The organism is Rhizobium sp. Rhizsp42 (assembly GCF_047304155.1).
Lineage (GTDB): Bacteria > Pseudomonadota > Alphaproteobacteria > Rhizobiales > Rhizobiaceae > Rhizobium.
Map to the genome: position 1 here is coordinate 89,513 of NZ_JBGLYS010000026.1, position 14,373 is coordinate 103,885.

Here is a 14,373-nt window from a genome sequence, read left to right on the forward strand (position 1 = left end):
GTCCGGCAATCGCTAAGGGACAGAAATGGCCAAGATCAAGAACGTAGCGGTCCAGATGGACCATGTCGCCTCCATCAATATCGCGGGCGACTCCACCTTCGCCATGAGCCTCGAGGCGCAGACCCGCGGCTACAAGCTCTTTCACTATACGCCCGACCGCCTGAGCTTCCTCGACGGCAAGCTCTACGCTTCCGTCGAGCCGATGACGCTGCGCGACATCAAGGGCGACCATTTCGATCTAGGCGCGCCCGAGCGCGTCGACCTGTCGACCATGGATGTGATCCTGCTCCGCCAGGACCCGCCCTTCGACATGTCCTACATCACCTCGACGCATCTCTTGGAGCGCATCCACCCGAAGACGCTCGTCGTCAACGATCCGGCCTGGGTGCGCAATTCGCCGGAGAAGATCTTCGTCACCGAATTCTCCGACCTGATGCCGCGGACGCTGATCACCAAGGATCCCGCCGAAATCCGCCGCTTCCGCGACGAGATGGGCGACATCATCCTGAAGCCGCTCTACGGCAATGGCGGCGCCGGCGTCTTCCATTCGACCAAGGACGACCGCAACCTCTCCTCGCTGCTCGAGATGTTCGGCCAGCTCTTCCGCGAGCCCTACATCGCCCAGCAATATCTGCCTGACGTGCGCAAGGGCGACAAGCGCATCATCCTCGTCGACGGCGAACCCGTCGGCGCCATCAACCGCGTCCCGGCCGAGCACGACAGCCGCTCCAACATGCATGTCGGCGGCCGCGCCGAGGCGACCGAGCTCACCGCACGCGAAAAGGAAATCTGCGCCCGCATCGGCCCCGCCTTGCGCGAACGCGGCTTCCTGCTCGTCGGCATCGACGTCATCGGCGACTACATGACCGAGATCAACGTCACGTCCCCCACCGGCATCCGCGAAGTCAAGAAATTCGGCGGCGCCGACATCGCCAGCCTGTTGTGGGATGCGATCGAGCGCAAGCGCGCGTAAGGCTGAGCGAGGGGACGGGCGGCGACGCCTGACGTCCCCCTTCATCCGCCGCCAGCGATGGCGCCTGCTGTAAGCGCGGCCGCCCACTCTCCACCGTCATCCTCGGGCTCGTCCCGAGGATCTGCCAAGCAACCAACTTGCTCGACGTGAGTGGATAGCTTGCACCATGGTGGCTGCAAGCGAGACCCATCTGCACCCTTGCATCCGTGGAGACGTGCTTAGATCCTCGGGACGAGCCCCAGGATGACGCCGCGGCTGAGGAAAGCCCGGTCTCTTCAAGCGCTTAGCACCATTTCAGTGTTGGGGAGGCGACGTCCCCCAACCCTCCACCGTCGTGCTCGGGCTTGTCCCGAGCATCTAAGCACGCCGCAACGAGTTCAACGTGCATGGATCACTCGCACCAAGTTGGCTCGTTGCCCAAGCGACGAGACCACCGTTGCGATCCTCTTTCTCCCCACCTTTGTTCTACCCCCACAACCCGCCACAACCGCGCCACATCAATGGCGCGCAATTGTTCATTTATTGTTCTTGTTTCATTCCAATTTCTATGCCAGATTGCAATCCGCGACCATGATGGGTCGCGGTTTCAGGTGCAAGGGGTTGCACCACAGGGGATCTGGGCCAGGGGGTTGGGCATGGTGGCGCGCGTCAGCACGGTTGCATTCCAGGGCATAGAAGGGGTTCCGGTCGAGGTCCAGGTCATGGTCGCGCCCGGCAAGCTGATCACCCAGATCGTCGGCCTGCCCGACAAGGCGGTGGCCGAAAGCCGCGAGCGGGTGCATGCCGCACTCCACGCCTCCGGCCTGGCGCTCCCCGCCAAGCGCATCACCGTCAACCTCGCCCCCGCCGATCTTCCCAAGGAAGGCAGTCACTTCGACCTTCCCATCGCGCTCGGCCTGATGGCGGCCCTCGGCGCCATTCCGGCCGATGCGCTCTCGGGTTATGTCGTCATCGGCGAACTCAATCTCGACGGCACGATCGCCGCCGTTACCGGCGCGCTGCCGGCCGCGATCGGCGCCAATGCCATGGGCAAGGGCCTGATCTGCCCGGCTGAAAGCGGCCCCGAGGCCGCCTGGGCCGGCGCCGAGCTCGATATCCTGGCGCCGCGCAGCCTGATCGCACTCGCCAATCATTTCCGCGGCACCCAGGTGCTCTCGCGTCCCGAGCCGTCGATCCGCGCCACCGCCGCCAACCTTCCCGATCTCGCCGACATCAAGGGCCAGGAAAGCGCCAAGCGTGCGCTGGAGGTGGCCGCCGCCGGCGGGCATAATCTCTTGATGGTCGGACCTCCCGGTTCCGGCAAGTCGATGCTCGCCGCCCGTCTGCCGTCGATCCTGCCGCCGCTCTCGGCCGCCGAACTGCTTGAAGTCTCGATGATCCACTCGATCGCCGGCCAGCTCTCCGGCGGCAAGCTCTCCGATCGCCGGCCGTTCCGCACCCCGCATCACTCCGCCACCATGGCGGCCCTCGTCGGCGGCGGTTTCCGAGCGCGCCCGGGGGAGGCGTCGCTTGCCCATCACGGCGTGCTCTTTCTCGACGAGTTTCCCGAGTTCTCGCCGCAGGCACTCGATGCGCTGCGCCAGCCGTTGGAAACCGGCGAGTGCATCATTGCGCGGGCCAATCACCGCGTCAGTTATCCCGCCACCATCCAGTTGGTGGCGGCCATGAACCCCTGCCGCTGCGGCATGGCGGGTGAGCCCGGTCATAGCTGCGCCCGTGGTCCGCGCTGCATGGCTGATTACCAGGCCCGCATCTCCGGCCCGCTGATGGATCGCATCGATATCAGGATCGACGTCCCCGCCGTCTCCGCCTTCGACCTGATCCGCCCGGCGCCGGCCGAAAAGAGCGCCGACGTCGCCCGCCGCGTCGCCCGCGCCCGTGATCTGCAGCGAGACCGCTTTCGCGCCGCCGGCCTCGGCGAGACCGGCACCAATGCCCGCTGCTCCACCGCGATGATCGAGACCTACGCAGCGCCCGATGCATCCGGCCTGCAATTGCTGCGTGACGCCGCCGAAAAGATGAAGTTCTCCGCCCGTGGCTACCACCGCGTCCTCAAGGTCGCCCGGACGCTTGCCGATCTCGATGGCCAGGAGATGGTCGGCCGCATCCACTTGGCCGAGGCGATCTCCTACCGCATGGCGGGCGAGCGGCTGACGGCGGTGGCATGAAGGGCAGGGGCGAGCGAAGCGTAGACGCAGTGGGGGCGTCGTCGCTGCCTTGACGGAGGGGAGTAGTCCGGTGCCTCAGGTCTCGCGCGCTGCGCCGACCTCGTAGCTCTGGAGCTTGCGGTCATGAATGCCGAGTGCTGGCCATGCGGCGCGCTAGTCGCTCAGGTGCGTGGTTTGAAAGTGGCGGTCGAGCGAGGCTTGGTCGCGCCAGCGTTCGGTGACGTGAATGAGGCCGGGCTCGAGCACGTCCTCGGCATAGGAATAGTCCAGGCAGCCGTCTTCGGCGCGGCTCATCTCCACCATGCGCTGCATCACGGGGCGTGCGAGCGCGAGGTTCTCGTGGGGGAGGCGGATGGTTCCGACGATCAACAGCATGGGGTGGCTTGCTTACGTTAGGAAGTTGGTGCGGGATCGTAAACAGCATGAAGGGCGCCGAAGCGCCCTCCCTGACGTCGAGCTAAGTCGATCCTCAGCCGCCGAGGCCTTCGAACAGCGCCGTCGAGAGGTAGCGTTCGGCGAACGACGGAATGATCACCACGATAGTCTTGCCGGCGTTTTCCTCGCGGGAGCCGATCTTGATCGCCGCTGCCAATGCGGCACCCGAGGAGATGCCGACGGGCACGCCTTCGAGGCGGGCGACGTGGCGGGCGGTTTCGAGCGCGGTCGCGCTGTTGATGGTGACGACCTCGTCATAGATGTGGGTGTCGAGGATGGCGGGCGCGAAGCCGGCGCCGATACCCTGGATCTTGTGCGGACCCGGCTGGCCACCGGAGAGAACCGGCGATTCCTCGGGCTCGACGGCGATCACCTTGATTTCCGGCTTCTTGGATTTCAGCACCTGGCCTGCGCCGGTAATCGTGCCGCCGGTGCCGATGCCAGACACCAGGATATCGACGGTGCCATCCGTGTCGTTCCAGATCTCCTCGGCCGTCGTCTTGCGGTGGATCTCTGGGTTGGCGGGGTTTTCGAACTGCTGCGGAATGATCGCGTCGGGCAGCGTTGCGGCCAGCTCCTCGGCCTTGGCGATCGCGCCCTTCATGCCCTTCGCGCCCTCGGTCAGCACCAGCTCGGCGCCGAGCAGCGCCAGCATCTTGCGGCGCTCGACCGACATGGTCTCGGGCATGGTGAGGATCAGCTTGTAGCCCTTGGCGGCGGCGGCGAAGGCGAGCGCGATGCCGGTGTTGCCGGAAGTCGGCTCGACCAGCGTCGTCTTGCCGGGCGAAATCTTGCCCTGCGCTTCCAGTGATTCGATCATCGCCACGCCGATGCGGTCCTTGACCGAGGCGATCGGGTTGAAGAATTCGAGCTTGGCCAGAAGATTGGCCTTCACGCCCTTTTCCTTGGCGAGCTTGTCCAGTCGAACGATCGGGGTATCGCCGATCGTTTCCGTGATCGAGGAGTAGATGCGGCCGCGGCCCGGTTTCTTCGACATGATAAGGCTCCCTTGATGAAATATGGAGTGAGAATAGGGTCTAAGCCGGTGGTCGGCCAGAGTAGCTTCACCCGCCAACCCTGTGGTTCAGAGAAAAAAGCCTTTTCGAACCACGGTTTAGCGGATGATTTTTTCAGGCCGCGCGGGTGGCGATGAAGGCCGCGGTGCCCGCCAGAATGCTCGCCGCCACCCGGTTCAGCGCCTGCAGCGCGCGCGGCTGTTTGAGCAACGTGCGCGCCCTTGAGGCCAGCAGCATATAGGGGATCAGCACCACCAGAAGCACGACGAAGGTGGTCAACAGAAGCAGGCCGTATTCGCGCATCCCGACGCTGTCGATGCTGATCAGCGTCGGCACCAGCGCGACGTAGAAGAGCATGGTCTTCGGGTTGCCGAGCGTGACCAGCAGGCCCGATAGAAAGCTCATGCCGATATTGCTGGATTTCTTCGCGGCGATGTCCTGCGGCAGCAGGCCGGCGGTCCAGAGCTTGTAGGCGATATAGCCGAGATAGAGCGCGCCGAGGATCTTGATGACGATGAACACCTCGGTGAAGGTCTGCGCCACAAAGGCGAGGCCGAGGATCACGGCGGTCAGATAGGTCATGTCGCCGAGCACCAGCCCGAGGCCCATGAAAAAGGTCTCGCGGAAGTTCGAGCCCAGCGCGCGGGCAACGATGGCTGTAATGCCGGGGCCGGGAATGGCGGCGGCGATGAACAGCGCCGCGGCATAGGCAAAGAGTGCGGTGAACGACATGTGAGCCTCCCAATCGGCTGTGTTCTACGCCTCTTGCAGGACCGTTTCAACAGGCCGTTGGGTAACCTCAACGGGACGGATTTCCGGCGCGCGCCATCTGTCACGGGCGTCTGCTATTGACGCCTCGGGTCGCGGTTCTAGTTCTCGGTTGGTGGCGGATGTCTGGCCGTAGCCGGAGCCGGAATTGTCGGCCACATGGGGGACGCAACCCGTTCCGGCACCCGTATCACGCCGATCTGGCGAAGGAGAAAATTTCATGTCGACACCCGTCGAAAAGCGCAAGACCGCGGCGCTGGCAACCCCGACCGATCTGAAGAGCAACGCCATCCAGGATATTTCCGGCGCGCTGACGGCGCTTCTGGCCGATACCTTCGCGCTTTATCTGAAGACCAAGAATTTCCACTGGCACATGTCCGGCCCGCATTTCCGCGATTATCACCTGCTGCTGGATGAGCATGCCGAGCAGATCTTCGCCATCACCGATGAAATGGCCGAACGCGCCCGCAAGATCGGCGGCACCACGCTGCGCTCCATTGGCCATATCGGTCGCCTGCAGCGCCTTGCCGATAACGACGCCGACTACGTGACGCCCGAGGACATGCTGGCCGAACTGCGTGACGATAACCGCCAGTTGATCTCGCTGATGCGCGAGACCCACGACGTCTGCTCCGAACACAACGACGTCGCCACCACGAGCCTTCTCGAAAACTGGATCGACGAGGCCGAGCGCCGCCACTGGTTCCTCTTCGAGATCACCCGCCAGGCGAAGTGATCGCCGCTTTCTGGTCCAAGGCTCAGGCCCGGGCGCCCCGCAGCACACCGCGCAGCCGCGCGGGCGTCCAGCCAAGGTTCATGCCCGCCGCCGCCAGAAGAATGATGGCGGCGCCGGCGATCTGCAGCGGCTGCAGCGCGTGGCCGAAGGCGACCCGGTCGACCACGATCGCCGCGATCGGATAGAGAAAGGACAGCGCGCCGGTCAGGTGGATCGGCAGCTTCTGGATCGCACCGTAGAGCAGCACATACATCAGCCCCGTATGCACCACGCCCAGCGTCACCAGCAGCGACCATGTTTGGGTGTCACCGGGTATGGCGGAAAAGTCGGTGATCGGCGCCAGCATCACGACACCCGTGGCGACCTGGATCAGCGCGATCAGATGCGGCGGCGTGCCCTTCAGCCATTTCGCGGCCAGAGCCGCCAGCGCGTAGAAGAAGGCCGCGCCCAGCGCCATGGCGATGCCGATGGCATAATCGCCGCCCGCGCCCGCCACCTGCGGCTTGCCTTCGACGATCCCGATCATGCCTGTGAAGGCCAGCACCAGCCAGAACAGCTTCGCTGCCGTGATCCGGTCGCCGAGAAGCAGGGCGCCGAGCCCGAGCAGCATGAAGGGCTGCGTGTTGTAGACGGTGGTCGCCACCGAGATCGACGTATGGCCATAGGCGCCGAAGAGCAGCAGCCAGTTGAGCACGATGGCGACGCCGCCGAACACGGCAATCGCAAAGGCGCGCAGCCCGATCGTCCCGGGCTTCAGCAGTCCCATCACCGCGCAGACGACAAGCAGGCTGATCGCCCCGAACAGGCAACGCCAGAAGACGACGCCGCTGACCGGTTGGCCTGACATCACGACGAACCAGCCGATCGTCCCCGAAATCAGCATCGCCGCCGTCATCTGCATGCTGCCGTTGCGGATATCCTGTTGCATCGCAGTCTCCCATTTTTGAGAATGAGAATATTGCGGCCGCGACACCATTTATATAATCTTGAAGTGCCAGATGGCGGCTTTCACCTTTCATTGTGAGGCGAAATGAGTGTTCAACCTAACAATGATCTTGACGATATCGACCGCCGCATTGTCGAGGCGCTGGCCGCCGATGCGCGCATGTCGCTGAAGGAGCTGGCGCAAACAGCCGGTCTGTCTTCCCCCAGCGCCGGCGAGCGCCTGCGCCGGCTGGAGGAGCGCGGCGTCATTTCCGCCTTTACGGTCGATATCGATCCCACGGCGCTCGGCTATCCTCTACAGGCAATCGTCCGCGTCCGGCCGCTGCCGGGACAGCTGCATGTGGTGGAGCGCATCATCCAGGAGACGCCTGAGTTTGTCGAATGCGACAAGGTCACCGGCGATGATTGCTTCGTCGCCCGCCTCGTCGTCCGCTCCATGGCGCAACTGGACACGATTTTGGACAAGGTCGCGGAGAAGGCCGAGACCAGCACATCGATGGTAAAGGCCTCGCCGGTAAAGCGCCGTTTGCCGCCGCTGAGCTGAAAGCCTAGAAATCCGCCATCGGCGAAAGCATCGCCGGCCGCTCAAGGCTGATGTCGAGATCGGTGCGGATCATGAACTCAGTGCCGCCGTCAAGCGCCCGCGCCTCGCCCTGCCAGCCGAGCTTGTCCGGCGAAAATAGAGCCTCGACCGCCAGCGGCGCGATACCGAGCCCTCCGAGAATCGCGTCGAGTGGCGGAATGGTTTCGGCAATCACATCCGACAGCACGAATGTGTTGTCATCCCCCACCTTCCATGCAACCACCGCCTGCCGGTCCTCCAGCCAGCTCAGCCGCACATCCGGATCGAACTGCGTGTTGATCAGGAACATCGCCGCGCTCTCGCAGACCGCGAGAGCATCCGATACCGGCGTGCGGGACCGCAGCGCCCGCTGCAGCAGCGCGAGATCCTCGGGCTTCCAAGGGTCGAGCATCCGCGCAGGCATGGCGCCCGTCGCAGGCTCCGGCGCCGCGCCGGCATAAAGATGCATCGGCAGCGAGCGGAAGCCATAGGGCGTGTAGAGATCAGGCTTGTCCGTGTAGAGCACGATCGCCTCGAAGCCCTGGACCGCGCACCAGTCGAGCGCCTTGTGGGTCACGTCGCGATAAAGCCCGCGCCCGCGCCAGGGCGGCCGCACGGCGCCCGATTGCAGGCCGGCGGCGTTGATTTTGCGGCCGTTGATGACGATAGGCATGGCGAAGGCCGAGAGATTGGCGGCCAGAAGTCCTGTCTCGTCGAACCAGCCGAAGGGCATGCTGGTGGGATCGGCGCCGCCGAGACGCTTCAGCGGGTCGAGATCGATGCCGAATGTATCAGAGAGAAGCGACACCAGCGCCGCCCAGGCCTTGTCGTCGGCGAAATAGTCCTGCCGGAATTTGAGGCCGGAGCTATCGGTCGCCTTGTCCATCACACGCCCGTGGAGCCGAAGCCGCCGGCGCCGCGCGCCGTCGTGCTCGCCTCGGTGATTTCGGCGACGCGCGCCTGCGTCACCGGCGCGATCACCATCTGGGCGATGCGCATGCCGCGGGTGATCTCGAACGGCTCCTGGCCGAGATTGATCAGGAGCACCTTCACTTCGCCGCGATAATCGCTGTCGATCGTGCCTGGGGTGTTGAGGCAGGTGATGCCGTTCTTGAAGGCGAGGCCGGAGCGCGGGCGGATCTGGCCTTCGAAGCCCTCGGGGATCTCGAAGATCAGCCCGGTCGGCACCAGCGCCCGCTTGCCTGGCGCAAGCACCATCGGTGCACCGTCGTCTACGGCGGCGCGCAGGTCCATGCCGGCGGCGCCCTTGGTTTCATAGGCGGGCAGCTCGATGCCTTCGCCATGGGTGAGACGCAGGAGATTGAGGGTCGGGCGGGTATCTGTGTGAATGGTCATGCGCCATTACTTTGCCCCCGCAAGGCCAAGGTCAATTGCAAAGCGGCGCCTAAATCGCTAGATACGCCGCAACTCCACAGGATTCATAGCATGGCCGAAAGTCTCGCCGAGGCGGTTTCCCGCCGCCGCACATTCGCTATTATCGCCCACCCGGACGCGGGCAAGACGACGCTCACCGAAAAGCTGCTGCTGTTCGGCGGCGCCATTCAGCTTGCCGGCGAGGTCAAGGCGAAGAAGGATCGCATCCAGACCCGGTCGGACTGGATGAAGATCGAGCGCGAGCGCGGCATCTCGGTCGTCACCTCGGTGATGACCTTCGAATATGAAGGCAACGTCTTCAACATTCTCGACACACCAGGCCACGAAGACTTCGCCGACGACACCTATCGCACGCTGACGGCGGTGGATGCGGCCGTCATGGTCATCGACGCCGCAAAGGGTATCGAGCCCAGAACGCTGAAGCTCTTCGAAGTCTGCCGCATGCGCGACATCCCGATCATCACCTTCATCAACAAGATGGACCGCGAAAGCCGCGATCCCTTCGAGATCCTGGATGAGGTCGAAGAGAAGCTGGCGCTGGACACTGCTCCGGTCACCTGGCCGATCGGCCGCTCCAAGACCTTCTGCGGATCTTACAACCTCGCGAACAACACTGTTCGCGGCTCCGATACCGAAGTCGAGGGAACGCCGGTCAACGGCCCGCAGGCCGTCGCCGACCGTCTGCCGGAAAATGAGCGCTCGGCCTTCGTCGATGAGACGGAACTGGCTATCGAAGCCTGCCGCCCCTTTGACCGCAAGGCCTTCCTCGAAGGCCACCTGACTCCTGTCTTCTTCGGCTCGGCGCTGCGCAATTTCGGCGTCCGCGATCTCATCAACGCGCTCGGCGAATTCGCGCCGCCGCCTCGCGACCAGGTCGCCGATATCAGAACCGTCCACGCCGCCGAAGACAAGATGACGGCCTTCGTCTTCAAGATCCAGGCGAACATGGACCCCAACCACCGCGACCGCATCGCCTTCGCCCGCATCTGCTCCGGCAAGCTGGAGCGTGGCATGAAGGCGCGTCTTGCCCGCACCGGCAAGCAGCTCGGCCTTACGGCGCCGCAGTTCTTCTTCGCCTCGCAGCGCCAGCTGGCCGATACCGCCTTTGCCGGCGACGTCGTCGGCATCCCGAACCACGGAACGCTCAGGATCGGCGATACGCTGACCGAAGGCGAGGCGCTGGTGTTCCAGGGCGTGCCGAACTTCTCGCCGGAAATCCTGCGCCGCGTGCGGCTTGAGGATGCGATGAAGGCGAAGAAGCTCAAGGAAGCCCTGCAGCAGATGGCCGAAGAGGGTGTCGTGCAGCTCTTCTCGCCGGAAGATGGTTCGCCGGCTATCGTTGGCGTCGTCGGCGCCCTGCAGCTCGATGTTCTGAAGGAACGACTTTCGGCCGAATACACGCTGCCGGTCTCGTTCGAAATGTCGCGCTTCTCCGTCTGCCGCTGGATCTCGTCGGACCAGCCGGCCGAGCTTGAGAAGTTCCTGAACGTCAAGCGCGGCGATATCGCCCGCGACCTCGACGGCGACCCGGTCTTTTTGGCGCAGGACAGCTTCTCGCTGCGCTACGAATCCGAACGCTTCCCGGCGATCAAGATGGTCGCGATCAAGGAATATCACGTCGCCAAAGCGGCGTGATTCTGGTCACGCTTTCGTCATGAGGGGAAAGAGGCGCTGCTTGCAGCGCTTCGACATATTCCATCGGATATAGCGTCATGACATAGTGGCTCCGATTTCATCGGGAAGCCACCATGCTCAAACTCGCCAGCACGATCCTCGTCGCCCTCTTCACGGTCTTCAGCACCGGCGCCTTCGCCCGCCCGTTCACCGATGCGGGCGGCCGTACGGTGGAGATTCCCGACCACGTCACCCGCGTGCTGACGGCGGGGCCGCCGGCCTCGGTGCTGGTCTATGTGCTGGCGCCGGATAAGCTCACGGGCTGGGTGCGTGAGCCGAGCGCGGAGGAGAAGCAGTTCCTGGCGCCATCGGTGCAGAACCTGCCTACCTACGGCCGGCTGACGGGGCAGGGCGGCACCGCCAATATGGAGGCGGTGATCGCCGCCAAGCCCGATCTCATCATCGATGTCGGCACCGTCAATCCGACCTATGTCTCGCTGGCCGACAAGGTGCAGCAGCAGACCGGCATTCCCTATGTGTTGATCGACGGCAGCTTCGAGAACACGCCACAGACGCTGCGAGCGGTCGGAGACCTGCTTGGCGTCGCGCCGCGCGCGCAGGAGCTGGCGACTTATGCCGAGACGACGCTGAAGACCCTTCATGACGGCCTGGCAAAGCTTCCCTCGGACAAGCGCCCAAAGGTCTATTACGGGCGCGGTCCTGAAGGCCTTGAGACCGGCCTTTCAGGCTCCATCAACATGGAGATTCTTCAGGCGGCCGGCGCCGACAATGTTGCGGCCGCCGCCGGCAAGGGCGGGCTCACCAATGTCTCGCTGGAACAGGTGCTCGGCTGGAACCCCGATATCATCCTCGCCGCCTCGCCGAAATTCGCGCAAGCCGTGAAAAGCGATGCATCCTGGGCAAGCGTCGAAGCGGTGAAGAGCGGCAAGGTGTTCACCGCGCCCGCACTTCCCTTCGGCTGGTTCGATTCTCCGCCCGGCATCAACCGCCTGATCGGCATCCGCTGGCTGGAGACGCTGCTTTATCCTCAAAGCTTCGATGGCGATCTGAAAGCCGACGTGAGGACATTCTTCAAGCTGTTCTATCAGGTGGATGTGAGCGATGCTGATCTCGACACGCTGCTGAAAGGCGCGCTACCGTCGTCGAAATGAGCAAGGATAGGCAAACCGCCGGCGGAAGCTGGAAACTGGTCGTTTTCGGAGCCGCGCTCGTGCTGCTGCTGGCGGTGCTCTCCATGGCGATCGGCAAATATGCCGTCCCGCCCTCGACCATTTTGCGAGCGCTGGCAGCCGGCATCACCGGCACGCCATCCGATGTCGATCCAATCCAGCAGACGGTGATCTGGAACGTGCGCTTGCCGAGGGTCGCCGCCGCGCTGCTGATCGGCGCGGCACTGTCGGCCGCCGGCGCCACCTATCAGGGCCTGTTTCGCAATCCGCTGGTCTCGCCGGATATCCTCGGCGTCTCCGTCGGCGCCAGCCTCGGAGCGGTACTGGCGATCTTCATGGAAATGCCGGTTGCGGTCATCCAGCTCATGAGCTTCTGCGGCGGCCTTCTTGCCGTCGGCGCGGTCTATGCCGTGGGTGCCGCGGTGCGCGGGCGGGACCCGGTGCTGACGCTGGTCCTGGCGGGTGTGGCGATCGGCGCTCTGGTCGGCGCCGGCATATCGCTCATCAAGATCCTCGCCGATCCCTATGACCAGCTGCCCGCCATCACCTACTGGTTGCTCGGCAGCCTGACCGCCGTCACCCGCGCCGATGTCGGCTCCATCCTGCCGGCGATCATCCTCGGCCTCGTCCCGCTCGTCCTGTTGCGCTGGCGCATGAATATCATGACGCTGGGTGACGAGGAGGCGCGTACGCTCGGTATCGATACCCGGCTAACAAGGTTGGCGCTGATAACGGGGGCGACGCTCATCACTGCCGCCTCCGTCTCGATCGCCGGCATCATCGGCTGGATCGGCCTCGTCATTCCGCATGTCGCGCGGCTGCTTGTTGGACCCGATTTCCGTCGGCTGCTGCCCGCCTCGATCCTGCTCGGCGGCGCCTATCTGCTTGTCGTCGATACGCTGGCCCGCAGCATTGCGATGATCGAGATCCCGCTCGGCATCCTGACGGCCGTGGTGGGAGCGCCGTTTTTCCTGTTCCTGCTCGCCTCAGGTAAAAGGGGCTGGTCATGAGGGATAAGTCATGACGTTGGAACTGCGCGATCTCGCTTTCGGCTATGGCGCCCGCACGGTCGGCCGGGATGTCACGCTGACGCTGGCAAGGGGCGAGGTTCTGGCGCTGCTCGGGCCCAACGGCGCCGGCAAGACGACGCTGTTCAAGACCATGCTCGGCCTGCTGCCGGTGCAGGCGGGCGAGATCGTCCTCGATGGCGCACCGCTCATCTCGCTCAGTCGGGCCGATCGCGCCAAGCGCATCGGCCATGTGCCTCAGGCGCATGCGGCACTCTTTCCCTTCACCGTGCGCGACGTGGTCCTGATGGGCCGCGCCGCGCACCTGTCGCCCTTTGCCGCCCCCGGCGCCGCGGATCGCGCCATTGCCGACGCAGCACTCGCCCGGCTCGGCATGACGCATCTGGCCGATCGCCCCTATACGGAGATATCGGGCGGCGAGCGGCAGATGGTGCTGATCGCCCGCGCGCTGGCGCAGCAGCCGGGCATTCTCGTCATGGACGAGCCGACCGCCAGCCTTGATTACGGCAACCAGATGCGCGTGCTCTCGCATATCCGCCGGCTGGCGCGGGAGGGCATGTCGATCGTGCTTTCCACCCACAATCCCGACCATGTCTTCATGGTCGCCGATCGGGTGGCGCTGCTGCACGAGGGCAAGCTCTCCGGGCTAGGTCCGCCGCAAACGGTGTTGACGCCGCAGCGGATCAAGCAGCTTTATGATGTCGATGTGGTCATGGGCGTTCTGCCGGGTGGCAATGCGCCCGTCTGTTCGCCACGCCTGGATACGGGAGAAGATTGATGGTGCGCGAAAACGAAATCCGGAAAAACGAAGTGGCGGTCGAGGCGCCCGCTGCGACCGATGCCGGCTTGGTCTTCATCGGCCGCATCCGCACGCCCTGGACGTCCCGCATGGAGACCCCGCGCCAGGGGCGGCATGACGGGCCGATCTGCCGGATCGAGATATTCGAGCCCTGGACGCAGGCGCTGCAGGGCGTCGAGGCTTTCGAGCGGCTGGAAATCCTCTATTGGCTGGATCGCTCCCGCCGCGATCTCGTGCTCCAGAGCCCGGCCAATTCGGGCAAGGTGCACGGGACCTTCTCGCTCCGCTCCCCCGTCCGCCCCAATCCGATCGGGACGTCCATCGTCAAGCTGGAAGCCGTGGAGGGATCGACACTTCTGGTGCGCGGCATGGACTGCCTCGACGGCACACCGCTGCTCGACCTGAAACCGGACCGCACCCTCTTCAAACCGATCGCCCCGCCGCAGCCGGGCGATTTCCAGACGAGCGATGAGGGCACGGCGCATTATTGCCAGAAGGCGTGATCGCTGACGTCGCGCCCGCGGCCCCCTCATCCGGCTGCCGCCACCTTCTCCCCACGGGGGAGAAGGGGATGGCTTGGCTCGCTCGCTTCTATCTCAGGCGTTTGCGATAGGTCTTCAGCTGACATGATCAGGGCAAAGCGCCGCCACGAGTCTCTTCTCCCCAGCGGGAGCCGTTGCAAAATCTCACCGTTGTGATTCTCTGTCTTAGCGATGAGCGGAGATGATGCGATGTCGGTTCGGG

Annotated in this window: 15 protein-coding genes and 1 pseudogene; 9 read left to right on the forward strand and 7 right to left on the reverse strand. The window is 64.4% G+C overall.

Features of this window, described 5'->3' with window-relative positions; translation table 11 throughout:
* Positions 1 to 25 precede the first annotated feature (25 nt).
* Positions 26 to 973 (forward strand): glutathione synthase, encoded by a 948-nt coding sequence (gshB, locus tag ACCD05_RS22215; protein ID WP_018899338.1) that lies wholly within the window; start codon positions 26 to 28, stop codon positions 971 to 973.
* A gap of 635 nt (positions 974 to 1,608) precedes the next feature.
* Positions 1,609 to 3,141, forward strand: coding sequence for a YifB family Mg chelatase-like AAA ATPase (locus ACCD05_RS22220; RefSeq protein WP_413395395.1), 1,533 nt, complete (start codon positions 1,609 to 1,611; stop codon positions 3,139 to 3,141).
* Between the two features lie 75 nt (positions 3,142 to 3,216).
* Here the strand turns inward: ACCD05_RS22220 and ACCD05_RS22225 are convergent.
* From ACCD05_RS22225 to ACCD05_RS22235, 3 genes and pseudogenes are all read right to left on the reverse strand, one after another.
* Positions 3,217 to 3,516, reverse strand: a pseudogene (locus ACCD05_RS22225) (putative quinol monooxygenase).
* 94 nt (positions 3,517 to 3,610) lie between these two features.
* A complete protein-coding gene (gene cysK, locus ACCD05_RS22230; RefSeq protein ID WP_413395397.1) occupies positions 3,611 to 4,573 on the reverse strand; it encodes a cysteine synthase A in 963 nt (320 codons plus the stop codon).
* Positions 4,574 to 4,706: 133 nt separating this feature from the next.
* The gene (locus ACCD05_RS22235; RefSeq protein WP_047506924.1) at positions 4,707 to 5,324 is read right to left on the reverse strand and encodes a LysE family translocator; all 618 of its coding nucleotides are present in this window, start codon (positions 5,322 to 5,324) and stop codon (positions 4,707 to 4,709) included.
* Between the two features lie 256 nt (positions 5,325 to 5,580).
* On the opposite strand from ACCD05_RS22235, the gene ACCD05_RS22240 reads away from it, so the two are divergent.
* Positions 5,581 to 6,096 (forward strand): Dps family protein, encoded by a 516-nt coding sequence (locus ACCD05_RS22240; protein WP_047506926.1) that lies wholly within the window; start codon positions 5,581 to 5,583, stop codon positions 6,094 to 6,096.
* 22 nt (positions 6,097 to 6,118) lie between these two features.
* Here the strand turns inward: ACCD05_RS22240 and ACCD05_RS22245 are convergent, their stop codons facing one another.
* On the reverse strand, positions 6,119 to 7,024 hold the full coding sequence (locus ACCD05_RS22245; RefSeq protein ID WP_413395400.1) for a DMT family transporter: 906 nt from the start codon (positions 7,022 to 7,024) through the stop codon (positions 6,119 to 6,121).
* A 102-nt stretch (positions 7,025 to 7,126) separates the two neighbouring features.
* Between ACCD05_RS22245 and ACCD05_RS22250 the strand changes: the two genes are divergently transcribed.
* Positions 7,127 to 7,585, forward strand: a complete 459-nt coding sequence (locus tag ACCD05_RS22250) for an Lrp/AsnC family transcriptional regulator (protein ID WP_413395402.1) — start codon at positions 7,127 to 7,129, stop codon at positions 7,583 to 7,585.
* Positions 7,586 to 7,589: 4 nt separating this feature from the next.
* Here ACCD05_RS22250 and ACCD05_RS22255 read toward each other — a convergent pair whose 3' ends face one another.
* Together ACCD05_RS22255 and dut are read right to left on the reverse strand one after the other, a co-directional pair.
* Positions 7,590 to 8,489, reverse strand: a complete 900-nt coding sequence (locus ACCD05_RS22255; protein ID WP_413395404.1) for a GNAT family N-acetyltransferase — start codon at positions 8,487 to 8,489, stop codon at positions 7,590 to 7,592.
* Positions 8,489 to 8,959, reverse strand: coding sequence for a dUTP diphosphatase (gene dut / locus ACCD05_RS22260; RefSeq protein WP_413395406.1), 471 nt, complete (start codon positions 8,957 to 8,959; stop codon positions 8,489 to 8,491). Before dut ends, ACCD05_RS22255 begins: the two co-directional genes overlap by 1 nt.
* A gap of 90 nt (positions 8,960 to 9,049) precedes the next feature.
* Between dut and ACCD05_RS22265 the strand changes: the two genes are divergently transcribed.
* The 5 genes from ACCD05_RS22265 to tsaA all read left to right on the forward strand — a co-directional run bounded on the left by ACCD05_RS22265 (position 9,050) and on the right by tsaA (position 14,132).
* The gene (locus tag ACCD05_RS22265; RefSeq protein WP_047506941.1) at positions 9,050 to 10,633 is read left to right on the forward strand and encodes a peptide chain release factor 3; all 1,584 of its coding nucleotides are present in this window, start codon (positions 9,050 to 9,052) and stop codon (positions 10,631 to 10,633) included.
* A 113-nt stretch (positions 10,634 to 10,746) separates the two neighbouring features.
* Entirely contained in the window at positions 10,747 to 11,784 is a 1,038-nt protein-coding gene (locus ACCD05_RS22270) for an iron ABC transporter substrate-binding protein (protein ID WP_413395408.1), read from the forward strand.
* Positions 11,781 to 12,812 (forward strand): FecCD family ABC transporter permease, encoded by a 1,032-nt coding sequence (locus tag ACCD05_RS22275; protein WP_413395410.1) that lies wholly within the window; start codon positions 11,781 to 11,783, stop codon positions 12,810 to 12,812. Before ACCD05_RS22270 ends, ACCD05_RS22275 begins: the two co-directional genes overlap by 4 nt.
* 10 nt (positions 12,813 to 12,822) lie before the next feature.
* Positions 12,823 to 13,608 carry an ABC transporter ATP-binding protein gene (locus tag ACCD05_RS22280; RefSeq protein WP_413395412.1) on the forward strand — a complete coding sequence of 262 codons (786 nt, stop codon included), beginning with the start codon at positions 12,823 to 12,825 and terminating at the stop codon, positions 13,606 to 13,608.
* A complete protein-coding gene (gene tsaA, locus ACCD05_RS22285) occupies positions 13,608 to 14,132 on the forward strand; it encodes a tRNA (N6-threonylcarbamoyladenosine(37)-N6)-methyltransferase TrmO (RefSeq protein ID WP_413395414.1) in 525 nt (174 codons plus the stop codon). Before ACCD05_RS22280 ends, tsaA begins: the two co-directional genes overlap by 1 nt.
* Positions 14,133 to 14,158: 26 nt before the next feature.
* Here the strand turns inward: tsaA and ACCD05_RS22290 are convergent.
* Positions 14,159 to 14,373: hypothetical protein (locus ACCD05_RS22290; RefSeq protein ID WP_413395416.1), on the reverse strand; the 215-nt coding region annotated here is incomplete at its 5' end.